At 70.2% G+C, this 21782-nt stretch carries 19 protein-coding genes; 13 read left to right on the top strand and 6 right to left on the bottom strand.

Annotated elements, in window-relative coordinates; all coding sequences use genetic code 11:
* Window positions 1-255 precede the first annotated feature (255 nt).
* Together ACH45E_RS14345 and ACH45E_RS14340 are read left to right on the top strand one after the other, a co-directional pair.
* Window positions 256-1110 (top strand): polymorphic toxin-type HINT domain-containing protein, encoded by an 855-nt coding sequence (locus ACH45E_RS14345; RefSeq protein WP_361438175.1) that lies wholly within the window; start codon window positions 256-258, stop codon window positions 1108-1110.
* A gap of 92 nt (window positions 1111-1202) precedes the next feature.
* Window positions 1203-2051 (top strand): tetratricopeptide repeat protein, encoded by an 849-nt coding sequence (locus ACH45E_RS14340; RefSeq protein WP_361438173.1) that lies wholly within the window; start codon window positions 1203-1205, stop codon window positions 2049-2051.
* Window positions 2052-2331: 280 nt separating this feature from the next.
* On the opposite strand, the gene ACH45E_RS14335 is transcribed toward ACH45E_RS14340, so the two are convergent.
* Together ACH45E_RS14335 and ACH45E_RS14330 are read right to left on the bottom strand one after the other, a co-directional pair.
* Window positions 2332-2538: a DUF397 domain-containing protein gene (locus tag ACH45E_RS14335; protein WP_361438171.1), complete on the bottom strand. Its 207-nt coding sequence runs from the start codon at window positions 2536-2538 to the stop codon at window positions 2332-2334.
* A gap of 3 nt (window positions 2539-2541) precedes the next feature.
* Entirely contained in the window at window positions 2542-3435 is an 894-nt protein-coding gene (locus ACH45E_RS14330; protein ID WP_361438169.1) for a helix-turn-helix transcriptional regulator, read from the bottom strand.
* A gap of 190 nt (window positions 3436-3625) precedes the next feature.
* Between ACH45E_RS14330 and ACH45E_RS14325 the strand changes: the two genes are divergently transcribed.
* From ACH45E_RS14325 to ACH45E_RS14310, 4 genes are all read left to right on the top strand, one after another.
* Complete coding sequence (locus tag ACH45E_RS14325) at window positions 3626-4069, top strand: ATP-binding protein (RefSeq protein ID WP_361438167.1); 444 nt, start codon at window positions 3626-3628, stop codon at window positions 4067-4069.
* A 328-nt stretch (window positions 4070-4397) separates the two neighbouring features.
* The gene (locus ACH45E_RS14320; RefSeq protein WP_361438165.1) at window positions 4398-5342 is read left to right on the top strand and encodes a tetratricopeptide repeat protein; all 945 of its coding nucleotides are present in this window, start codon (window positions 4398-4400) and stop codon (window positions 5340-5342) included.
* 777 nt (window positions 5343-6119) lie between these two features.
* A complete protein-coding gene (locus ACH45E_RS14315; RefSeq protein ID WP_361438163.1) occupies window positions 6120-6395 on the top strand; it encodes a hypothetical protein in 276 nt (91 codons plus the stop codon).
* Complete coding sequence (locus ACH45E_RS14310) at window positions 6392-6637, top strand: hypothetical protein (RefSeq protein WP_361438161.1); 246 nt, start codon at window positions 6392-6394, stop codon at window positions 6635-6637. The genes ACH45E_RS14315 and ACH45E_RS14310 overlap by 4 nt, the downstream gene beginning before the upstream one ends.
* Window positions 6638-6693: 56 nt before the next feature.
* On the opposite strand, the gene ACH45E_RS14305 is transcribed toward ACH45E_RS14310, so the two are convergent.
* On the bottom strand, window positions 6694-8337 hold the full coding sequence (locus tag ACH45E_RS14305; protein WP_361438159.1) for a M4 family metallopeptidase: 1644 nt from the start codon (window positions 8335-8337) through the stop codon (window positions 6694-6696).
* Between the two features lie 138 nt (window positions 8338-8475).
* Between ACH45E_RS14305 and ACH45E_RS14300 the strand changes: the two genes are divergently transcribed.
* The gene (locus ACH45E_RS14300; protein ID WP_361438157.1) at window positions 8476-8814 is read left to right on the top strand and encodes a gamma-glutamylcyclotransferase family protein; all 339 of its coding nucleotides are present in this window, start codon (window positions 8476-8478) and stop codon (window positions 8812-8814) included.
* Here the strand turns inward: ACH45E_RS14300 and ACH45E_RS14295 are convergent.
* Together ACH45E_RS14295 and ACH45E_RS14290 are read right to left on the bottom strand one after the other, a co-directional pair.
* Window positions 8704-10866 carry an alpha-galactosidase gene (locus tag ACH45E_RS14295; RefSeq protein ID WP_361438155.1) on the bottom strand — a complete coding sequence of 721 codons (2163 nt, stop codon included), beginning with the start codon at window positions 10864-10866 and terminating at the stop codon, window positions 8704-8706. The genes ACH45E_RS14300 and ACH45E_RS14295 overlap by 111 nt on opposite strands.
* A gap of 37 nt (window positions 10867-10903) precedes the next feature.
* Complete coding sequence (locus tag ACH45E_RS14290; protein WP_361438153.1) at window positions 10904-13039, bottom strand: molybdopterin oxidoreductase family protein; 2136 nt, start codon at window positions 13037-13039, stop codon at window positions 10904-10906.
* Window positions 13040-13402: 363 nt separating this feature from the next.
* Between ACH45E_RS14290 and ACH45E_RS14285 the strand changes: the two genes are divergently transcribed.
* The 3 genes from ACH45E_RS14285 to ACH45E_RS14275 are packed head-to-tail and all read left to right on the top strand — an operon-like array spanning window position 13403 to window position 16977.
* Entirely contained in the window at window positions 13403-14944 is a 1542-nt protein-coding gene (locus tag ACH45E_RS14285) for an amino acid adenylation domain-containing protein (protein ID WP_361438151.1), read from the top strand.
* Window positions 14941-16194, top strand: coding sequence for a hypothetical protein (locus tag ACH45E_RS14280; RefSeq protein WP_361438149.1), 1254 nt, complete (start codon window positions 14941-14943; stop codon window positions 16192-16194). Before ACH45E_RS14285 ends, ACH45E_RS14280 begins: the two co-directional genes overlap by 4 nt.
* Window positions 16195-16209: 15 nt before the next feature.
* Window positions 16210-16977 carry an enoyl-CoA hydratase-related protein gene (locus ACH45E_RS14275; protein ID WP_361438147.1) on the top strand — a complete coding sequence of 256 codons (768 nt, stop codon included), beginning with the start codon at window positions 16210-16212 and terminating at the stop codon, window positions 16975-16977.
* A 297-nt stretch (window positions 16978-17274) separates the two neighbouring features.
* Here ACH45E_RS14275 and ACH45E_RS14270 read toward each other — a convergent pair whose 3' ends face one another.
* Window positions 17275-17952 carry an ElyC/SanA/YdcF family protein gene (locus ACH45E_RS14270; protein WP_361438145.1) on the bottom strand — a complete coding sequence of 226 codons (678 nt, stop codon included), beginning with the start codon at window positions 17950-17952 and terminating at the stop codon, window positions 17275-17277.
* A gap of 181 nt (window positions 17953-18133) precedes the next feature.
* Between ACH45E_RS14270 and ACH45E_RS14265 the strand changes: the two genes are divergently transcribed.
* From ACH45E_RS14265 to ACH45E_RS14255, 3 genes are all read left to right on the top strand, one after another.
* On the top strand, window positions 18134-18940 hold the full coding sequence (locus ACH45E_RS14265; RefSeq protein WP_399040700.1) for a sirohydrochlorin chelatase: 807 nt from the start codon (window positions 18134-18136) through the stop codon (window positions 18938-18940).
* A 147-nt stretch (window positions 18941-19087) separates the two neighbouring features.
* On the top strand, window positions 19088-20395 hold the full coding sequence (locus tag ACH45E_RS14260; RefSeq protein WP_361438141.1) for a deoxyguanosinetriphosphate triphosphohydrolase: 1308 nt from the start codon (window positions 19088-19090) through the stop codon (window positions 20393-20395).
* A gap of 104 nt (window positions 20396-20499) precedes the next feature.
* Window positions 20500-21765, top strand: coding sequence for an FAD-dependent oxidoreductase (locus ACH45E_RS14255; protein ID WP_361438139.1), 1266 nt, complete (start codon window positions 20500-20502; stop codon window positions 21763-21765).
* The last annotated feature ends 17 nt before the right edge of the window (window positions 21766-21782 follow it).

Raw genomic sequence — 21782 nt, 5'->3', positions numbered from 1 at the left:
CGAAGCGGACGCCCCTGAGTACTGGCACCGCCTGCGCGAGATGGCTCAACTTGTCGCGGAGTCCCCACATGTAGCCACCAAATGAGATGACCTCTTAAGCGGGCAAACGCCAAGGCTCGTGTCGAGGAGGCGGCCAGGGACGCGGATGCGGCGGCAGCCCGGCCGAGCGAGCCGGACACTGGTTCGTCGGGGACCGAGCCGGCTGCCGCCGGAAAGCCGAGCAAGTGCAGTTTCTCGCCCGAGACGCCCGTCCTGATGGCCAAGGGCAAGACCAAACCGATCGGCAAGATCAAAACTGGTGACAAGGTCGAAGCCGCAGACCCCAAGACGGGCAAGCACCAGGGCTCGCGCGCCGTCACGGCCACATGGGTGAACCACGACTATGACCTCATCGACCTCCGCATCCGGCTGGCCGGCGGTGCCACCACCACGCTTCACACCACGGCCAAACACCCCTTCTGGGACGACACCCTCCACACCTGGATCCCCGCCGGCGAACTCAAGCCGGGCCATGCCCTCAACACCGCTACCGATCAGCACGTCTACATCGCCGCCGTCCTCGAACGGCCCGGCGACCGCGACATGTACAACCTCACGGTCAGTCGGCTCCACACGTACTATGTCGTGGCCGGGAACACGCCAATTCTCGTGCACAACACCGGGTGCCCAACGGCGGCGGCCCTTCGGGCGGCCCCTCATCCCGGCGATGTCTCGTTCGTATCGGGTGTTGATGGACGTAAGACCATTGCAGACGCCGGAGGAATTCAGGCGGTCAGCGGCTACTCGACAGATATTCCGGCGGGTTCTCAAAGGGCGATGCCTGATCAAGTTTATTCGGCTATGCCGATTGCTCGGAATCCTCATCCGTTTATGGATAATTCTGGCGGCCCTGGGGCGTATTACTTGTCTCATGCAGAGAGGCAAGCGGCGGTCCTGAACTCTGGCGTATCGATATCAGTGAACCGAGAAATGTGCGATGACTGTATTTCGTGGTTCCAGCAGTGGGCTGTGGGGCTGGTGGTCCATGTGCACGTATCCGACCCAACATCGATAAATGTATTCGCGCCAGATGGGTCATGGACGGTATATGACTACCCAACTTGGGGTTAGCGAGTCCCATGCATCGCTGGAGACAGTCCGTACTGTAGGATCGCCTCCATTGGCCGAGTGGGCGCCGCGGTTTTGATCGTGAGGAGATATCCATGGGTGAGGCAGAGCCGAGTTGGCGTGTTTTTCCCGAAGGAGTTCCGGTTCAGGAACTCCTGGCACGCGGTGACCGTGCGGCGGAGGCTGGAGACTTCATCTCTGCTGGCAACTGGTACTTCCACGCCAAACGCAGGGGATCTATAGACGGCCTTGAGAAGGCTCGGGGTATCCAGTCTCAGCTGGAGTCTCTGGCTGGCCAGGGGGTTGTCGACGCGAAGGTTCTGGTAGCAGGTCTGCTCCTGGAGCGTGGTGAGCAGCTCCCTCGTGCCGTCGCTTTGCTTGAGGCGGCTGCTGGGGCAGCTGTTGCCGAGGGCATGCGAGAACTGGGGTTCGTCCTAGCTGGCGGGATAGGCGTGACCCCTGATCCAGACAGGGCCAATGAGCTGTACCGTGCTGCCGCTGAGGTTGGTGACGGTTATGCGGCTTTTAATCTTGCCGTCAATTTCTATCGGGGTCACGGAACCGGAAAGAACTTCCGAGAATTCGCCAAGTGGTTGCAAGTGGCTGGAGACCTAGGCATCCCGGAAGCATGTGCTGTACTTGGAGACCAATGCGCGAAGAAGGGTCTCGATGTCGAATCATTGCAGTGGTACGTCCGGGCGGCTAGGTCATCACATGTGCCTGCGATGTTCGTTGCGGCGCAGCGTTATCGCGATGGTCTTGGAACTCCCATCGATCCGGTTCAGGCGGTCCGTTGGTTCTTGGCTCCACTTGATCGCGGAAATGGCGATGGAATCCACGATGCGATCAATTTGGCTAGCTCCATGACCGTCGAACAGATCCGGGAGGCTGGTCGACTTTCTGGTCATCCAGACGAAGCCGAGTTGCTCGTGCGTCGGCGTTAGTCTGCTGACTGGCTTACCTCGGCTACCTCAGCCCCATCGAGTTCGAGGAGAAACACTACGCCGACGAGGCGATCCCTGCGCTGCCCTCTCCCGTCCTGCTTCGCAATACCGATGGCGCTTGCGAAGGGGTGCTGTAGCTATGGTGCCGCAACTCAAGGCTGCTGTGTGTGCGCCCCGGCCCTTGCGCTGGGTCGATCTCCGCTTGCAGGTGTGAACAAGCTTTCTGCGGGCGTCCGTGACGAGCGCATAAGGACGGCCATGGACCGGCCAGCAGCATTCCTTACGCGGACCGCGAGTTCGAAGCAAAAGTGTCCTCATGCAAGGCGTCCTGGAAGACTTTCCACGCGCTGGGTGAAATGCTGAGTGCCGGGCCAGTGGGTATTTTGGAGTCGCGTATGGCGATCCTGGTGACGGCGTTGGTGGCTACCTCGACGCACTCGTTCTCGGCGTTGCTGTAGCTGGACTTGCGATATTGGAAGGCAGGCACGACTCACAGATCCTTACGGAGGTTGCGGAGGAGCAGTACGGACGCTTGTTCGTCGAGAGAACGCTGGGCGATGTGGTCGAAGAGCTCGATGTGATCGGCTGTGCCCTCTCCGCCCTCGTGCCAGAGCTGGGTGAAGGGGATCTCCGAGTACACGATGTCCATGGCTCCGGGCTCGGCGAAGGAGAGGATGTTGAAAGAGCTGTTCAGGCCGAGGTGAGGGCCTGCGGTGAACGGATACACCCGCAGTGAGACGTTGGGGAGTTCGGCCATCTTCGCAAGATGGTCGAGTTGGCCGTATCCCGTGTTGGCTCCGCCCGGGAAGTTCCGCAACACGGCCTCGTAGATCACCGCGTGCAGTTGCAGAGAACGGGCGTCCTGCAGGCGCCGTTGGCGCGCCATGCGAGCGGCTACGAACTCCTCGTCTGCGCCTCGTTGCTTGGCCATGGCGGGCGTGGGGTCGTCGTTCCTCAGCGCGCGTGCGTATTCGGGGGTTTGAAGGAGCCCAGGGACAAAGGCCGGTTGCCACGCTCTGACAGCCGTGGCGGCGTGTTCAAGAATTACGTACTCCTGCATGACGCCGAGCGTTGACCGGTAGTCGTCCCACCATCCCCTCGCCTTACGACGCTCCCGGTCGACCCTTGCCAGTTCGAGCAGTCCGCCGACGATCCCATGGTCGTGGATCCCGTACAGCTCGCAGAGGATGCGGATGTCGGGGTCGCGTACCGGTACCCAGCCGCCCTCCATCTTGGCGATCTTCGCGGTTGAAGCGGAGAGCGCTTCCGCCGCTTGTGGCTGAGTGAAGCCGGCCGTGGTGCGGAGCTTGAGGAGTTCGGCCCCCAACCTGCGCCCGAGGACGCTTGACGTGCTGTTTCCCTGCCGTGCCTGACTCACTGTCACGTAGCTGCTCCTTCAGGGCTGTGCCGAGCCAGTTTGCTGGGTGTGACCGGGCGGTCGCAACACGATCGGTTGATATCTTCCAGGAAGAGATTGAACAGAGTGGGAGCGGCTCGCTACCTTCCGTTGCGAACTGATCGCCTGCAAGCGCAATTGGCTTACGCGCTGCCCGCCCCGCCCGGAGGTGAGCGACATGGTCGCCCCCAAGGAGTCCGCCGAGCGTGACGTCCCGCTCCGCTACGACCGCCTCGACTACACCCCGCTCCCCAAGAGCGTCACCCTCGCCCGCCGGCGCGTCCACCGCCTCGTCACCGACTGGGGGCACCCGGAACTGGCAGCCGACATCGCCCTACTCGTTTCCGAGTTGAGTGCCAACGCCGTACTGCACGGATGCCTCCGCGACCGGCTCTTCCGTGTCGAGCTTGGCCTGACCGAACATGCGGTACGCGTGTCTGTGTCCGACCCGAAAGGCGAGTCGCTGCCGAGCCCGCGAGTTGCGTCGCAGGACGAGATGTTCGGCCGAGGTCTGCTCATCGTGCGTGAGGTCGCCGACCGGTGGGGTGTGGAGCAGCTGATCGTCGGCAAGTCGGTGTGGTGCGAGTTGGATGTCGTACCCCGGAGTGGCCTCGCCGGTTAGGTGGCGGCAGCGCCCCCCGGTCGCCAGCGGCCAGGGGCTCCCTGGATGGCTCTCGGTCGGCTCTTCTCCTCACACCGCAGCGCGGTGATCAGCTTTCGGACCTGCCGCGGGCTCAGCCAGGTGAATCGGGCCATCCAGGACGGTCCGACGCCGCAATCGCCCCCCCCCCGCACAACAAGATCACAGCATCGTGTCCAGGGAGCCATGGGGGACGGCCGACAGACGGCCGGACCAGGGATACCCTCGGACGATGTCGAATCGGGCAGTAGCAGCTGGAATAGGTCTCGCGCAAGTGATGGCGCACTGCGGGGGCAGCCCATCAGCAGCCGTGCACTATCTGGCGGGGGCCATCGCCGCCGCACCTGAGAACCCGGAGCCCTATGCGGTTCTCGCCGAGTTGTGGAGGGACAAGCCGTCGGAGCTGGCCGAGGTCGTTCAGGGTGCCGACTCCTTGAGGACGGTACTGGCGCAGTCGTACATCAGCTTTCTTGAGGACGACATGAACGGCGCGGCGCTGGCGATCGGATCGGTCACGGGTGTGCGACCGGACATCGCATGGGCCAAAGCCCCCTGGTTCAGCGACTTACGATTCCTCGGTGGGGTGAGTGCCGAGACGCTGGCCGAGGCCGCGATGCGGACGATGGACTACGGCCATGATCTGAACACCGAAAGCATGCGGGAGCGATTCCGGCCCTGGTTCCAAGCCATCGAGGCGGTCGCTGCCCGCCAGCCGTTGCCGGAGGCGTTGGCCAAGATGGCGATCTTGCTGCGGGCATGCGGTCTCACCGATGCGTCGTTTGCCCTCTGCGACCAGGCGGACTCCGTTGAGCGGATCATGCTGACGGAAGTTGTGCGAGCGGGCACGTGGCGCAAGCTGGGTGATCTTCAGCAGACCGCGGCGGCGTTCGAACGCGCTCTTGCCCTGGACCCGGCCAACTGGTCGCTCTGTCTCGACCTGGCCGATGTGCGTGCTGAGCAGGGCGACTTCACCTCTGCGGTCCGGCTGGTCGATCAGGGGATGAGATACGAGCCGGCCGAACTCTCACTTCGCGCGGCCGGGGCTGCCTACCGTGCACGACTGACCGGCTCGCGCGCCGATCTGAGCGAACTCATCGAACTGGCGCCGAATCTGCCGAACGACTCGTACCGGGACCTGCTGATTGACCACGCGTGTGCCGGTCCCGCGCTGCCTGCCGAACTCGTGGCTACGGCCCGGCGCATCCAGAGCAGCAGCTCTAGCCGGCAAGCGCCCACCGGCACGACCGGAGCCTGAGTTCCGGCGCGGCTGCCACGACAAGGGCCCGACGGCGTCAACGCCTTGATGCTTTGCGCCGTGACCACCACGGAGGGCCGCAGGCCCCACGCCTGCCTGCCGGTTGTCACCGAGAGCGCGAACGGCGGACCGGAGCACCAACCGGCCGGTGACCGTCGGCACTCCCCCCTTGTTCATTCAGCAGAGTTGAGGCCTATGATCACCAGCAAGGCGGGGTCGTAGCACAGAGGTAGTGCGCCGCGACATCATCTCGGAGGACGTCGGTTCGAATCCGACCGCCCCGCCCCTCTCAGGACGACGCCTGCGACTGAACTTGAACTCGTGATGTCGGGCCGGGCTCATGCGTTTTGGGACGGCTGCCCTACGATCCCGTGCTTACCAACTGCGCGGCGACGATCGCCATGAGCTGCTGCAAGACGGCGAACGGCAGCGTTTGTGTCCCGTCGAAGAAAACCTCCGTCGGCTGCTTCTCCCCGGGGGCGTAGGTGAGCCGAGACCGCTGGCCCGGCTTGTAGCAGGCCATACCCCCCATCGACACCCTTCCCGAGCCCTGCTCTCTGACCCGAACGACGTGCAGCCGGCAGATCCAGCCCCCAGGTCCTGCACGCGGCGGGTCATTTACCGCCCGGCCTCGTCCCTTCAGCCTCCGAGTGCGTCGGAACCTAGCCGATGAGGATGCTCTCCGGGATGCGGCATGGGCGGTTGCGCGCACGCCAGCGGGGGTGAACCTCTGTTGATCCAGCTGCCCGAGGCCGCGGGCCGTCCTACGCTGCTGGTGTGACCGCTGCATACGACTACGAGGACATGCACCACCTGGTGGACCGGCTCACCCCGACCCAGGTGCGACGCCTGCGCCTGCTCGTCACCCAGGATGAGGAACTGTCCCAGGTTGCCCGGTCGCTGCCGGCAGTCGACGCGAACGAGGGCGAGGAGTCGGTCCCGGCCGGGCTGCTGGCACTGATCGGCAGCGTGAATGGTCCAGAAGATCTGGCTGAACAGCACGACGACTACATCCGCGAGCGGATGCGCGAGCGCTTCGCCGACTCGGTGTGATCGCCACAGTCCTGGACACCGGACCCCTGTCTGCGGCGTTCAATGCGGCCGACCGGCGTCACCCGGAGTGCGCCTCCCTGCTGACGTCGCTGACCGGCCGCCGTCTGTTGCCCAGCCCGGTCATGACCGAGGTCTGCTGGCTGCTGGAGCGCTGGCCCCAGGTCGAAGCGGCGTTCCTCGCCGAGGTCGCACGGGAACATTCGAGCTGGTCCACCTCACTCCTGCCCGCTGCCGGGCTCTGAGTCCACGACGGACAGGCCGGCGCTCCCCGGAACAGGGAACGCCGGCCTGCACCGGCTCAGTTCACGTTGACCGCGCTCCACGCCGCCGCCACCGCGTTGTACTCCGTGCTGCCCGCGCCGTAGAGGTCCTTCGCCGCGTTGAGGGTCGCCGTGCGGGCGCCCGCGTAGTTGGTGGAGGACGTCATGTAGACGGTCAGGGCGCGGTACCAGATCTTGCCGAGTTTGTCTCGGCCGATGCCGGTGACCGTGGAGCCGTTGGAGGTGGGGGAGTCGTAGCTGACGCCGTTGATGGTCTTGGCGCCGCTGCCCTCCGCGAGGAGGTAGGCGAAGTGGTTGGCTACGCCTGAGGAGTAGTGGACGTCCAGGTTGCCGACCGAACTGCTCCAGTAGTCGGCCGAGTTGCCGTCCTTGGACGGCTTGTCCATGAAGCGGAGGGCCGCCTTGCCGAAGCCGGACTTGACGATCTTTTCGCCGATCAGGTAGTCGCCCTTGTCGGTGGGGTTGTTGGCGTACCACTCGACCAGCGTGCCGAGGATGTCGGAGGTGGCCTCGTTCAGGCCGCCGGACTCGCCGGAGTAGGTCAGGGCGGCCGTCTTGGAGGTGACGCCGTGGGTCATCTCGTGGCCGGCGACGTCCAGGGCCACCAGCGGGCCGAAGGTCGTCCCGTCACCGTCGCCGTAGGTCATGCAGAAGCAACTGTCGTCCCAGAAGGCGTTGTTGTAGCTGTTGCCGTAGTGGACGCGGTTGTACGAGCCCTTGCCGTCGCCGGCTATGCCGTTGCGACCGTGGACGTTCTTGTAGTAGTCCCAGGTCTCGTTGGTGCCGTACTGGGCGTCCACCGCCGCCGAGGAGCGGTCGCTCGTGGCCCCCGTGCCCCAGTGGTTGTCGGCGTCCGTGTACAGCGTGGCGGGGGCGCGGCTGAAGCAGATGCCGAAGATGCACAGGTCGGTCTTGTTCTCGGCGTCGCCGGTGTAGGTGTTGCCGCGGGTGGGGTCCTTCAGCTGGTACGAGGACCCGGACTGCGTCGACTCCAGCGGGACCGTACCGCTGTAGAGGGACTGGCCGTCGCCCGTCGCGGTCTCGATGCTGTCCCAGGCGTCGATCTGCGCGCCCGTGAGGGCGTTGGTCAGGACGGTGCGGGCGACCGGGTTGCCGAGCGAGTCCTTGCCGACCGCGTTGGTGCGCCAGGCCAGTCTGGGGGTGCCGTGCAGGGCGTCGACCACCAGCTCCGGCTTGGCCTTCAGCTGGCGGAGTGTTTCGCCCAGGTTGGCGGCGCGCAGCGCGTTCACCGCGAGGTCGGCGGCCTTGGGGGCGGAGACCTTCGGGGTGATGGAGGGGAGGGATATCGCGGCGCGCGTGGCTCGGTCGGCGCTGCGGTATGTGCCGGTCGGGGTGAGGTGGACTACGAAGTCTCCTCCCAGGACGGGGAGTTGGCGGTAGGTGCGGTCGTAGCGGACGTGCTGGGTGCCGTCCTTGTCTACGATCACGTCCCGGACCGCGGTGTCCTGGGTGGAGGTGAGTCCCAGGCCGGTGGCGTGGGCGAGGAGCGCCGACGCCGCGTTCTCGATCGCGGTGGCCCGGGTCGGTCTGCCGTCGGCGTGCGCGGCGGGGGAGAGCGCTGCTGCCAGCAGCGTGGCGGTCGTGGCGGCGATGCCGGCCGTGGCGAGACGGGATCCTCGGTGATGCCGTGTCCGACTCATCGGTCTCCTTGGGAAGGCGCCTGGAAGGCGTGGGGGTGGCGCGCTGTGTCCCTGAGATTTAAGGGCCGTCGACATGTCATGTCCATAGCGCCCACGAGGAGATGTGTGCGGAGTCGGAGGGGGTACAGAATCGTTTCTGTGACCTTGCCGTTCTTCGTCTACGGAACCCTGCGCCCCGGCGAGGGCAACCATGACCTGTACCTTCGCGGCCGCACCCGCTCGGAGGAGCCCGGCCGCCTCCCCGATGCGGTGCCCGAGGAGTACGGGCGGCTCCTGCGCGAACCGGACCGGCTGGAGGAGTACGCCCCGGGCGACCCGCGGAACCTCTACGAAGGGGTCGGCCGGAACGTCCTACGCGCCGACGGCTCAACCGTCCGCGCCTGGATCTACCTCGCCGCGCCCCCCGTCGCCGCCCGCCTCCGCGCCCGCGGCCGGCTCATCGCGGGCGGGGACTGGCTGGCCCGCGACATGCGTTAGGCGTGCCAGGAGCATTCCCGGCGCCTCCGGCAGCCGTACCCGCAGCCCCGCCCCGTCCCAGGCGGCCGACGCGCCCGCCCCGGCCGCGTGCAGTACCTCCACCCGCACACCGTCATCAGCCAAGTCGCTCAGCGGCAGCGCGAGTTCCTCAGCCTCGCCCCTGCGCCACACCGACACGTACGTCGCCCCCGTCGCCCCCGTAGTCCGCAGCCCCAGCGCCACCCACTCGTCCCCCCACCCCGGCAACCCCAGTGGCCAGAAGGGGACCGCGCCCGGCAGATCACTCCGGATCGCCTTGTAGGCCCCCACCGCCCGGCGCACGAGCTCCAGTTGACGAGGCGTCATACGGTCCAGGTGGCCGGAGAGATGGACCCGCCCCAGCAGCGCCGTGCCCATCGTGAAGCCGATCTGCCCATCCGTGAACTCCGGCTGCGGGTACGCCCACACCGCCCCCTGCTCCGGCGGTACCGCCGTCGGCGCGGCGGCCGCGATCGGCGGGTAGCGGAGGGGGTCCTGCTGGTCGGAGGTGGACTGGAGCTGGGTGACGGACAGGGACGCGCCGTCCATGCGCATTCCGCCGGACGCGCAGTTCTCGATGACCAGGCCCGGGTGGCGGTCCAGGAGGGCGGACACCCAGTCGCGCCAGGCACGGGTGTGGCCGAGCAGGCCCGGGGCCGAGGTGGTGATGTTGTAGTCGAGTTTGAGGTAGCCGACGCCCCACGCGCCGACGATGCGGTCCACGGCCTCGTCCAGGTGCGCGCGGGCGGCCGGGTGGGTCAGATCCAGCTGGTGGCGGCCCTGTTCGGTGACCCGGGTGCCGTCGTCGTGGCGCAGGAACGCCGCGTCCGGCAGCTCGGCGGCGACCGGGCTGCGTACCCCGACCACCTCCGGCTCCAGCCACAGCCCCGGCACCATCCCGCGCGCCCGGATCCGCCCCAGCACCTCCTCGATCCCGCCGGGGAAGCGCCGCGGGGCCGCCTGCCACGCCCCGACGCTGTCCCACCAGCCGCCGTCCTCGTCGTCGTACCAGCCGGCGTCCACGCAGAAGTACTCGGCACCCGCCTTGGCCGCCGCGTCGACCAGCGGCAGCAGCTTCTCGGTCGTCGGGTCGCCCATGAGCGTGTTCATGTAGTCGTTGAAGATCACCGGGAGCCGCTCGTGGTCCGGGTGCGGGCGGCGGACCCGGCGGCGGTACGACGTCAGCGCGGCCAGCGCCCCGTCGAAGCCGTCACCGAGGGCCAGGGCGGCGTACTCGGACGCGAACTCCTCGCCGGGCGCGAGGACTTGGCGCCAGCCGTGGTCGTCGTACGACGGGCCGCCCATCCCGATGTACGTCCGCCCGGCCGACTCCCCGGCGTCCCAGGACCAGCCCCCCGCCGACTCGACCTGCCACAGCCAGGTCCGGCCGTCCGTACGGTCGGTGAGCGCGCCCATCGCCAGGTGGCCGTCGGTCGGCCAGCTGCCCCGGCCGGTCAGCCGCAGGGCCGCGCGGGCGTCGTGCTCGTGCACCGCCCGGCCGAAGTCGGGTACGGCGGCCCGCAGCGGCTGGGCGGACCAGCGGCACTCGGCGAGCCAGTCGTTGCGGGCGAGATGGGCGTCGAGCACGTCGGGGGAGGGGAGCCCGCCCAGTAGCAGGCTGCCGGCGGCGCGGACGGTGACGGGGACGCGGCCGTCGTTGCGCAGCCGTACCCGGGAGCGCAGGACCGGGACGCCGTCGGGGGAGGAGTACTCGGCGAGCACCGTCAACCCGCTCTCCAGGTCGTGGAGTTCGACCGTGAGGCGGTGCCATCCGTCGTCGCCGTAGGTCGCGTGGTGCGCGCGGTGACGCAGCCGCGCGCCGAGCGCCGTCCCCGTGAAACGCGGCCCGGACCAGCCGGTGCCCGCGCCGAGCAACGTCACGTCGGCGAGCGGCAGGCCCTCATAACCCTCGTACGGGACGTCCGGATCGCCCGGTCGCGCCACGCGCAGCAGCCGGGGCGGGCGGTCGCCGCCCAGGCCGACGTCGACGGTGAGCGCGGAGTGGCCCCAGCGGAGGGCATCGCCATGGATCATGGCGGACCCCTACCCACCTGGCCTCCGACAGCACCGCCTACGGCCGCACAGCCTCCACCGTCCGCACAGCCTCCACCGTCCGCACAGCCTCCACCCGCACCGCGCACGACTTGAACTCGGGCATCCGCGAGGTCGGGTCGAGCGCGGGGTTGGTGAGGGTGTTGGCGCGGCCCTCGCCCGGCCAGTGGAAGGGCATGAACACGGTGTCGGGGCGGATGCCGGTGGTGATGCGGGCCGGCGCCACCGCACGGCCGCGCCGCGAGACCACGGCCACCGGGTCGCCCTCGGCGGCCCCGAGCCGGGCCGCCAGCCTCGGGTGCAGCTCCACGAACGGGCCGGGAGCGGCGGCGTTCAGCTCGGGCACCCGGCGGGTCTGGGCGCCCGACTGGTACTGGGACACCACCCGGCCGGTGGTCAGCAGCAGCGGGTACTCGTCGTCCGGTTCCTCGGCCGCCGCCCGGTGCGTCACGGCGGCGAACCGCGCGCGGCCGTCCTCGGTGGCGAACCGGTCGAGGAAGAGGCGGGGGGTGCCGGGGTGCGCGGCCCCCTCCGCCGCGGGATCCACAGCCCCCTCCGGGCAAGGCCAGAACACCCCGTTCTCCTCCGCCAGCCGCCCGTAGGTGATCCCCGAGTAGTCCGCGGGACCGCCCGCGCTCGCCCGGCGCAGCTCGCCGAAGACCTCCTCGGGGTCGGTCGGGAAGCCCTTCTCCACGCCCAGCCGGGCGGCGAGCCCGTGCAGCACCGAGAGGTCGCTGCGGACCCCGTCGGGCGGGGTGACCGCCTGCCGCCGCAGCAGCACCCGGCCCTCCAGACTGGTGGTCGTGCCGGTCTCCTCGGCCCACTGGGTGACGGGGAGTACGACGTCCGCGAGCGCCGCCGTCTCCGACAGCACGACGTCCGCCACCGCGAGGAAGTCCAGCGACCGCAGCCGCTCCTCCACATGTGCGGCGCGCGGCGCGGACACCACCGGGTTGGAGGCCATCAGCAGCAGGGCCTTGATGTCCGTGCCCAGCGCGTCCAGCAGCTCGTAGGCGCTGCGGCCCGGGCCCGGCAGGCTGTCGGGGTCCACGCCCCACACCTCGGCGACGTGCCGCCGCGCGGCCGGGTCGGTCAGCTTGCGGTAGCCGGGCAACTGGTCGGCTTTCTGGCCGTGTTCGCGCCCGCCCTGCCCGTTGCCCTGCCCGGTGAGGCAGCCGTACCCGGACAGCGGGCGGCCCGCGCGGCCGGTCGCCAGGCACAGGTTGATCCAGGCGCCCACCGTGTCGGTGCCCTTGGACTGCTGTTCCGGCCCGCGCGCGGTCAGTACCATCGCGGTCTCCGGCTCGCAGAACAGCCGTACTGCTTGCCGGAGTTGTGGAACGGACACCCCCGTGATCCGCTCCACGTACTCCGGCCAGTGCGCCATCGCCGCGGCCCGCGCCTCCTCCCAGCCGGCCGTGCGCTCCCGGATGTACTCCTCGTCGGTGCGGCCCTCGGCGACCACCAGGTGCAGCAGGCCCAGCGCCAGCGCGAGATCGGTGCCGGGGCGGGGCGCGAGGTGCAGGTCGGCCTGCTCGGCGGTCTTCGTGCGGCGCGGGTCGACGACGATCAGCGTGCCGCCGTTGTCGCGGAGTTCACTGAAGAAGCGCAGCGACGGCGGCATGGTCTCCGCGAGGTTGGAGCCGACCAGGATCACGCAGCCCGTCTTCGGGATGTCCTCCAGCGGGAACGGCAGCCCCCGGTCGAGGCCGAACGCCTTCGTGCCCGCCGCGGCGGCCGACGACATGCAGAAGCGGCCGTTGTAGTCGATCTGCGAGGTGCCCAGCACCACCCGCGCGAACTTGCCGAGCGCGTACGCCTTCTCGTTGGTCAGCCCGCCCCCGCCGAACACCCCGCACGCATCGGGACCGTACGCCGTACGCGCCGAGGCGAGACCCGCGGTGATCCGGTCCAGCGCCTCCTCCCACGAGGCGGGCACCAGCTCGCCCCCGGACCGCACCAACGGCGAGGTCAGCCGCACCCCGGGCGACAGCAGCGCCGCGGCCGTCCGCCCCTTGCCGCACAGCGCCCCCCGGTTCACCGGGAAGTCCGGCCGCTCGGTCACCTCGACGCCCCCTCCCGGCGCGGGGGTCACATTCATCCCGCACTGCAGGGCGCAGTACGGGCAGTGGGTGGGCGTCGAGGTGGTCTTCATAGCACCCAGCGTGCTTCGCACGTGTTACGTGCCGTGACGGCTCCCTGTTACACGGCCGGGACGGCGACCTCCCCGCCGCGGCGGGGCCGCGGTGAGGCACACACCCGCCCACCCCTGAGTCGTCGCGGAGGGTACAGAAGTTGCCGTCGTGACAGAAGACGTCACATCTGTCGCATTCCGTATCATAGTTGGCCGATCGCACCTGGTTGAGAGTTGAAGAATCGCGGCTACAGTCGTCCCCTGCGCACGACCCCGCACGGCTTTTCTCGGCACATGGGCCGGCTCCGATCCTGCCGCCGTCACCCGGACGGTCACCCGGACCCGGCTCTCTCCCCTCGAAACAGCCAGGAGGTCTCCCGAGCCATGCCTCTGCGCCACCTCACCCCCCGCGACCAGCAGCTCTTCTGGCAGTACGGCCGCGGCCCCGCCGTATCCGTCCCCGACCCGCTCGTCCACCGCGCCATCGAACGGCAGGCGGCCGTCCGCCCCGACGCCCTCGCCGCCGAGCACCAGGGCGCGGTCATCACCTACGGCGAGCTCGACCGCGCGGCCGACGCCCTCGCCGCCCGTCTCGTCCGCGAAGGCGTACGTCCCGGCGACCACGTCGGTCTCTTCGTCCGCCGCTCCATCCCGATGCTCGTCGGCCTGCTCGCCACCCTGAAGGCGGGCGCCGCCTACGTCCCCCAGGACATCGGCCTCACCCCCCGTCCCCAGCTCGCCCACGTCGTCCGGACGGCACGGACCCGGGTGATGCTCACCCACCGGCGACACGCCTCCCGCGTCCCGGTGCCGCCCGGCCATCGTCTGATCACCCTGGACGAACCGGAACCGGAACCGGAACCGTACGCACCTGGACCCCTGGTCCGCGCGGCCCCGCCCGCCCCCGACGACGGCTGCTACGTCCTGTTCACCTCCGGCACCACCGGACACCCCAACGGCGTGAAGGTCACCCACCGCAACGTCGCCAACCTCCTGCTCACCGAGCCCGGCGGCCTCGGCGTCCGCCCCGGCGACCGGGTCCCCCAGCTGCTCAACATCGCCTTCGACATGGCCGCCTGGGAGATCCTCGGCTGCCTCACCCACGGGGGCACCCTCGTCATCCGCGGCAAGGACATCGCCGCCGCGGCCCGCACCGCCGACGTGCTGATCGCCACGCCCACCGTGCTGTCCGGCATCGACCCCGAGGCCTGCCCGCGGGTGCGTACGGTCGCCGTCGCCGGGGAACCGTGCCCGCGCCCCCTGGCCGACCTGTGGGCGGGCCGCGCCGCCTTCCACAACTGCTGCGGCCCCACCGAGGTGACCATCGTCAACACCATGCGCCGCCACGACCCGGCCGCCGCCCTGCTGACCATCGGCACCCCCACCCCGAACAACACCGTGTACGTCCTGGACGCCGACCGCAGACCGCTCCCCATCGGCGAGGCGGGCGAGATGTGGGCGGGCGGCACTTGCGTCTCCGCCGGCTACCTCGGCAACGACGAGCTGACCGCCGAGCGGTACGCCCCCGATCCCTTCCTCGGCGGGGGCACACGGATGTTCCGCACCCGGGACCTCGGCCGCTGGACCGCGGACGGCGAGCTGGAGCACCTCGGCCGCACGGACGACCAGGTCAAGGTGCGCGGTTTCCGCGTCGAGCTCGACTCCGTCTCCTCGGTGCTGGAGTCGGTGGAGGGGTGTCTGCGGGCGGTGACGCTGAAGCGGGACGCGCGCAGCCTGGTGGCGTTCGTCTGCCCGGCCGGCATCGATCCCGAGCGGGCCCGGCGCGCGGTGGCGGACGCCCTCCCGTACTACTGCGTCCCCTCGGACGTCTTCCCGCTGGCCTCGCTGCCCGAGACCGACCGCGGCAAGATCGACAAACAGGCTCTGCTCCTACTGGCCGAGGAGCGCCAGGGGGTGCTCCGATGACCACGGCACCCGTGGCCGGGGTGCGGGACGTCCCGCTGCCGCCGGTCACCCCGGGACCCAGGCGGCTCCTCAAGCACCCGCTCCTGATGCACTACAACCGGCTGGCGGCACTCGTCGTCGCCGTCAACCTGGCCTGGGCGGCCGCGCGGTGGCCGTTGCCCGCCTCGTCGCTCGGTCACGCGGCCCTGGCGAACCTCGCGCTCGCCGTCCTCGTGCGCCAGCAGTACGTCGTCAACCTCATGTTCCGGCTGGCGACCCGGCCGCCGACCAGCTGGCCGCTGAAGGTGCGCTGGACGCTGGGCAAGGTCTACCACTTCGGCGGACTGCACGTGGGCGGGGCACTGGCGGGTACGGCGTGGTTCCTGGCCTCGGTGCTCGCGGAGCCCGACGGGCCCGCAAGGGCCGTGGCCCTGGCACTGACCGGCCTGCTGGCCCTCGTCGTCGCGACCGCGGTGCCCGCCTTCCGCTCCCGGCACCACGACCTCTTCGAGAAGGTGCACCGCTTCGGCGGCTGGACCGCCCTGCTGCTGTTCTGGGCGCACACCCTGCTGTCCGGCGCCGGACCGGTCCCCGTGGCGGTGCTCGCCGTGGTCACCTTCAGTGTCGCCCTGCCCTGGCTGCGGCTGCGCAAGGTCGATGTACGGATCGAGCGCCCCTCCCCGCACGTCGTACTGGCTCGCTTCGACCACGGTGAGACGCCCTTCGCGGGCTCCTCGACCGCGATCAGCCGCAGCCCGCTGAAGGAGTGGCACTCGTTCGCCAACGTGCCGTCCCCCGCGGAGCCCGGATTCCGGCTCACCATCTCCCGCGCGGGCGACTGGACGGGCTCCTTCATCGACGACATGCCCTCACAGGTGTGGGTGAAGGGCATCACGACGGCCGGGGTCGCCAACATCGAGACGCTGTTCAGAAAGGTCGTGTACGTGGCCACGGGCAGCGGCATCGGCCCCTGCCTGCCGCACCTCCTGGCCGCCGAGGTCCCGTCCCGCCTGGTCTGGGCGACCCGCGATCCCCGGGCGACCTACGGCGACGCGCTCGTCGACGAGATCCTGGCCGTCCAGCCGCACGCACTCGTCTGGGACACCTCCCGGCACGGTAAGCCCGACATGGTGCGGCTCGCCTACGCGGCGTACCGGGACTTCGGGGCCGAGGCGGTCATCTGCATCTCGAACAAGAAGCTCACCTGGCAGGTCGTGCACGGTCTGGAGCGGCGTGGGATTCCGGCGTACGGCGCGATCTGGGACTCGTAGAGGAGACCGGTGGAGATGGACAGTCTGAAAGTGGAACACCACGGCCGTGTGGTGACCGTACGGTTGCACCGCCCGCACGTCCGCAACGCGCTGAACTCCGCACTGCTCACCGAACTCCTGGGCGTCCTGCGCCCGTTGGACAAGGACCCGGCCGTCGGCTGTGTGCTCCTCACCGGTTCGGGCGAAGTGTTCAGTGCGGGTGCCGACATCAGGGAGATGGCCGGGAGGACGGCCGTGGAACTGGCCGCGGAGGACTACTTCGGGGCATGGGAAAAGTTCGCGGACCTCCGTACACCGAAGATCGCGGCTGTGGGCGGGCTCGCCCTGGGCGGTGGTTGCGAGCTGGCGATGATGTGCGACCTGGTGATCGCCGGGGAGTCGGCCGTCTTCGGCCAGCCGGAGATCAGGCTCGGTGTGATCCCGGGCATCGGCGGCACCCAGCGCCTGACCCGGCTGGTCGGCCGCGCCAAGGCCATGGACCTCGTCCTCACCGGCCGCTCGATGGACGCCCGCGAGGCGGAGAGCTGCGGCCTGGTCTCCCGCGTGGTCCCCGACGACCAGGTCCTGACCGAGGCCCTGGAGGCCGCCGCCACCATCGCCTCGTACTCCCGCACGGCCGTCACCGCGGCCCGCGACTGTGTCGACCGGGCTCTGGAGACCGGCCTGCGCGACGGCATCCGCTACGAACGCCGCGTGTTCCACGCCCTGTTCGCCACGGAGGACCAGAAGGAGGGCATGACGGCGTTCCTGGAGAAACGCCCGCCGCACTTCACGGGGCGCTGAAACCCGTCGGCGGGGTCGGGTTCACGTGCCGCCTGGCGGGGTCCCGGCGTCGCTCCGGGGCCGGGACGGCGCGGGCCGCACGAACGGCAGGCCAGGACGGTCGAGGTCCGCATCCGGTCAGCGTGCGGGACGAGGCACGATCCAGGGGGCGCCCGGAGTGAGCCGGGTGCACCGCCAGGGCCTGTCGTCACATTCCCGTCGTCGCCGAAGGGCGGCCCCGCGGCGTCGTGGGGGCAGACGGGAATGTGACGACACCCCCTAGTGCTCCGCGAGCGCTCCGCCTGGCCCGCCGCCGCCTCACCGCCCGCTCGCCAGTGCCCGCTCCACCCCCTGCTCCTTCGGGCCGAGGAAGCGGGGGTCCGGCTTGAAGATCGCGTCCAGGGCCGCCTTGCCGGCGGCGAAGATCTCGCGGGTGCCGCCGTAGTACCAGGTGACGTCGTGCCTGGCGTCGACGCCGACGCCGTAGGAGTCGATGCCCGCCGCCTCGCAGAGGGCGACCGCGCGGCGGATGTGGAAGCCCTGGCTGATCAGGACGGCCCGGTCGACGCCGAAGATCCTCTTCGCGCGGACGCAGGAGTCCCACGTGTCGAAACCGGCGTAGTCGCTGACCACGCGGGAGCCGGGAACACCCCGCTCGGTCAGGTACGCGCGCATGGCGTCCGGCTCGTCGTAATCGTCCCGGCTGTTGTCGCCGGTGACCAGCACCACCTTCACCCGCCCCGCCCGGTACAGCTTCACCGCCGCGTCCAGCCGGTGCGCGAGGTACGGCGACGGCTCCCCGTCCCACAGGCCCGCCCCGAACACGACGGCGACATCGGCGCGCGGCACGTCCCCCGTAGCGCGCAGCCGGTCCGCCGTCGACACGAACAGCCAGGTCACCGGAAGCAGCGCCAGCACGCACCCGGCCATCACGGCCTGCACCAGCCGCCGCCGTCCGGCACGGGTCCGCGGCAGGCGCGGTCTACGGATCTTCACGCGGGTCCCCCTTGTCCGTCCCGACGAGGAGGACGCGTCGAACAGTGATCCGGTTCGCCTCACACGGTCCGGGCGCACGCGGTGAACCCACGGAAAATACCCGTGACGGCCGTGCAACGAGGGCGCAACCTCCTGCCGTCAGGATCGTTCCATGACGGACCTCGACAGCACGGCGGACATCATGGCGGGCATCAGCAGCCGGCTCGCCGGCCAGCTCAGCCTCGTCTCCCTGGACGGCAGGCGCCGCCCCGGCCCGCCCGCCCTCGTCCTGGTGGGACACGGCAGCCGCGACCCGCGCGCGCTGCGGACGGTCCTCGCCCTGATGGAGCGGGTACGGGACCTGCGCCCCGGCCTGTCGGTGCGCCTCGGCCACATCGAGCTGAACGAGCCCCTGCTCCCGGACACCCTCGCCGCCCTCGGCGACGCCCCGGCCGTGCTCGTACCGCTGCTGCTCAGCCGCGGCTACCACGTCAAGCAGGACATCCCCGAGATGGCCGCCGCCACCGCACGCACGCGCGTGGCCGCACCGCTCGGCCCCCACCCGCTCCTCGTGGAGACCCTGTACGACCGCCTGCTGGAAGCCGGCTGGCACACCGGCCCCGACGACACCACCCGCCGTTCGAGCGGAGTCGTACTCGCCGCCGCCGGCTCCCGAGACCCCGACTCCGCGGCCGACACCCGCCGCACGGCCCGCCTCCTCGCCGACCGCCTCGGCGTACCCGTCGTCCCCGCCTACGCCTCCGCCGCGACCCCGACCGTCCCCGCCGCCGTACGCGCCCTCGCCGCCCGAGGCCGCCCCCGAGTCGCGATCGCCTCCTGCTTCACGGCCCCCGGCCGCTTCGCCACCCAGTGCGCGGAGGCGGCCCCCTGGATCACCTCGGCCCCCCTCGGCGCCCACGAGGCAATGGCCCGCCTGGTCCTGCACCGCTACGACCAGGCACTGTCCACCCCGGCGACCCTGACCAATCCGGCACTGGCGTCAGCTTGAAAGCGGGGGCCAGGCTCGCCCACCTAGGGGCGCGGGGAACTGCGCGACAAGCCACGAACAACCCGCACCCGCCACACAACAAGACTCGGCAGACGCCTGGGCACCCGGAACCCCCCGATTGTCACCACCGCCCCGTACTGTCGAACCATGGAAGGCACCGCAAGCAGAGGCACCGCAGGTAACGGCACCGCACCCCTCGACGGCTACGACCCGGCGTCAGCCGACCGCTGGGCCCCCGAGCCCGACAAACGCCCCGGCCGCACCGCCTTCCAGCGAGACCGCGCCCGCATCCTGCACAGCGCAGCGCTCCGGCGGCTGGCCGGCAAGACCCAGGTCGTCACCCCGGGCGCGCCCAACCACCCGGCCTGGGACGCCAGCCCCCGCACCCGTCTCACCCACTCCCTGGAGTGCGCCCAGGTCGGCCGCGAGCTCGGCGCGGCCCTCGGCTGCGACCCCGACCTGGTCGAGGCGGCCTGCCTCTCCCACGACCTGGGCCACCCTCCCTTCGGCCACAACGGCGAACAGGCGCTGAACGAGTTCGCGGACGACTGCGGCGGCTTCGAGGGCAACGCCCAGTCCCTCAGGCTCCTCACCCGCATCGAGCCCAAGCGGTTCACCCCCGAGGGCTCCGTCGGCCTCAACCTCACCCGCGCCGCCCTCGACGCCGCCACCAAGTACCCCTGGCCGCGCGGCGCCCACCCCACCGACCCGGCGTCGGGGAAGTTCGGGGTGTACGAGGACGACCGGCCGGTCTTCGACTGGGTACGCAAGGACGCCCCCGGCACGCTCACCTGCTTCGAGGCCCAGGTCATGGACTGGGCGGACGACGTGGCGTACTCGGTGCACGACGTCGAGGACGGCCTGCACGCCGGCCACATCGACCCGGCCAGCCTGCGCGCCGAACCGGAACGGCAGGCGGTCTTCGCCGTCGCCGTCGGCAGGTACGTGCCCGCCGGCACCGACCCCGCCGAACTCGCCGACGCCCTCGACCGCCTCCTGGCCCAGGAGTGGTGGCCGCACGGCTACGACGGCACGGCGGTCGCCCAGGCCCGTCTGAAGGACGCCACCAGCCAGCTCATCGGCCGCTTCTGCCTGGCCGCCGAGGGCGCCACGCGCCGGACGTACGGCACCGGCCGCCTCACCCGGTACGGCGCCGAACTCGTGGTGCCGCGCTCCGCACGCATGGAGTGCGCGGTCCTCAAGGCGGTCGCCGACCAGTACGTGATGCGCCGCGCCGAGCAGGAGCGGCTCCGCGCCGACCAGCGGATCGTCGTCGCCGAACTCGCCGAGGCACTCACCGCCCGCGCCCCCGAAGGGCTGGACCCGCAGTTCCGCTCGCTCTTCGACGCGGCGGACGGCGATCACGCCCGTAAACGCGTGATCGTCGATCAGATCGCTTCCCTGACCGACGCGTCGGCCCGCTCGTTGCACGCGAGACTGACGGGGCGCCCGTGAGAAGAATGTGACCCTCCGTGGCCTGATCGGGCCACTCCCCCTTCCCGCATCACGCTCAGTGCGGGAGGCTCCCATGTGGCGGCATCTTTACGAGGAGGCATCAAGTGGTCGACGCGGACCAGACGTTCGTCATCGTCGGAGGAGGGCTGGCCGGCGCCAAGGCGGCCGAAACGCTCCGGACGGAGGGCTTCACCGGCCGGGTGATACTGATCTGCGACGAACGCGACCACCCCTACGAACGCCCGCCGCTGTCCAAGGGCTACCTGCTGGGCAAGGAGGAACGCGACAGCGTCTTCGTGCACGAACTCGCCTGGTACGCGCAGAACGACATCGAACTGCACCTCGGCCAGACCGTCGACGCCATCGACCGTACGGCGAAGACGGTCCGGTTCGGTGACGACGGCACCCTCGTGCACTACGACAAGCTGCTTCTCGCCACCGGCGCGGAGCCCCGCCGCCTCGACATCCCCGGCACCGACCTCGCGGGCGTCCACCATCTGCGCCGCCTCGCCCACGCCGAGCGGCTCAAGGGCGTACTCGGCTCGCTCGGCCGGGACAACGGGCACCTCGTGATCGCGGGCGCGGGCTGGATCGGCCTGGAGGTGGCGGCGGCGGCCCGGGAGTACGGCGCCGAGGTCACCGTCATCGAACACAACCCGACCCCGCTGCACGGCGTGCTCGGCCCCGAGCTCGGCAACCTCTTCGCCGAGCTGCACCGCGAGCGCGGGGTCCGGTTCCACTTCGGGGCCCGGCTCACCGAGATCGTCGGCCAGGACGGCATGGTGCTGGCCGCCCGTACCGACGACGGCGAGGAGCACCCCGCGCACGACGTCCTCGCGGCCATCGGCGCCGCGCCGCGCACCGGGCTGGCCGAGGCGGCGGGGCTGGAGATCGCCGACCGCGCGCACGGCGGCGGCATCGTGGTGGACGGGCGGCTGCGCACCACCGACCCCGACATCTTCGCGGCCGGCGACGTCGCCGCCTTCCCGCACGCCCTCTTCGACACCCGGCTGCGGGTCGAGCACTGGGCCAACGCCCTCAACGGCGGCCCGGCGGCGGCCCGCGCGATGCTCGGCCAGGACGTCATCTACGACCGCGTCCCCTACTTCTTCACCGACCAGTACGACCTGGGGATGGAGTACAGCGGCTGGGCGCCGCCGGGGTCGTACGACCAGGTGGTGATCCGGGGGGACGCGGGCAAGCGGGAGTTCATCGCGTTCTGGGTGAAGGAGGGCCGGGTGCTGGCCGGAATGAACGTGAACGTGTGGGATGTCACAGAGCCGATCCAGAAGCTGATCCGTTCCACGGCCCCGGTGGACACGGAGGCGCTGGCCGACCCGCACGTACCTCTCGACAGCCTCGCCCCCTGACCCCTCACGGGGCCGGA

The organism is Streptomyces sp. NPDC020299, assembly GCF_044387825.1.
Classification (GTDB): Bacteria; Actinomycetota; Actinomycetes; order Streptomycetales; family Streptomycetaceae; genus Streptomyces.
Note: the sequence above shows the minus strand (reverse complement) of the source record. Positions and strands in the feature narration are given on the sequence as shown.

Excerpts from the sequence above, each read along its gene's own strand:
- ACH45E_RS14345 (WP_361438175.1), top strand. The coding sequence starts at position 256 with ATGGCCAAGGGCAAGACCAAACCGATCGGCAAGATCAAAACTGGTGAC.
- ACH45E_RS14340 (WP_361438173.1), top strand. The coding sequence starts at position 1,203 with ATGGGTGAGGCAGAGCCGAGTTGGCGTGTTTTTCCCGAAGGAGTTCCG.
- ACH45E_RS14325 (WP_361438167.1), top strand. The coding sequence starts at position 3,626 with ATGGTCGCCCCCAAGGAGTCCGCCGAGCGTGACGTCCCGCTCCGCTAC.
- ACH45E_RS14305 (WP_361438159.1), bottom strand. The coding sequence starts at position 8,337 with ATGAGTCGGACACGGCATCACCGAGGATCCCGTCTCGCCACGGCCGGC.
- ACH45E_RS14295 (WP_361438155.1), bottom strand. The coding sequence starts at position 10,866 with ATGATCCATGGCGATGCCCTCCGCTGGGGCCACTCCGCGCTCACCGTC.
- ACH45E_RS14290 (WP_361438153.1), bottom strand. The coding sequence starts at position 13,039 with ATGAAGACCACCTCGACGCCCACCCACTGCCCGTACTGCGCCCTGCAG.
- ACH45E_RS14285 (WP_361438151.1), top strand. The coding sequence starts at position 13,403 with ATGCCTCTGCGCCACCTCACCCCCCGCGACCAGCAGCTCTTCTGGCAG.
- ACH45E_RS14280 (WP_361438149.1), top strand. The coding sequence starts at position 14,941 with ATGACCACGGCACCCGTGGCCGGGGTGCGGGACGTCCCGCTGCCGCCG.
- ACH45E_RS14275 (WP_361438147.1), top strand. The coding sequence starts at position 16,210 with ATGGACAGTCTGAAAGTGGAACACCACGGCCGTGTGGTGACCGTACGG.
- ACH45E_RS14265 (WP_399040700.1), top strand. The coding sequence starts at position 18,134 with ATGGCGGGCATCAGCAGCCGGCTCGCCGGCCAGCTCAGCCTCGTCTCC.
- ACH45E_RS14260 (WP_361438141.1), top strand. The coding sequence starts at position 19,088 with ATGGAAGGCACCGCAAGCAGAGGCACCGCAGGTAACGGCACCGCACCC.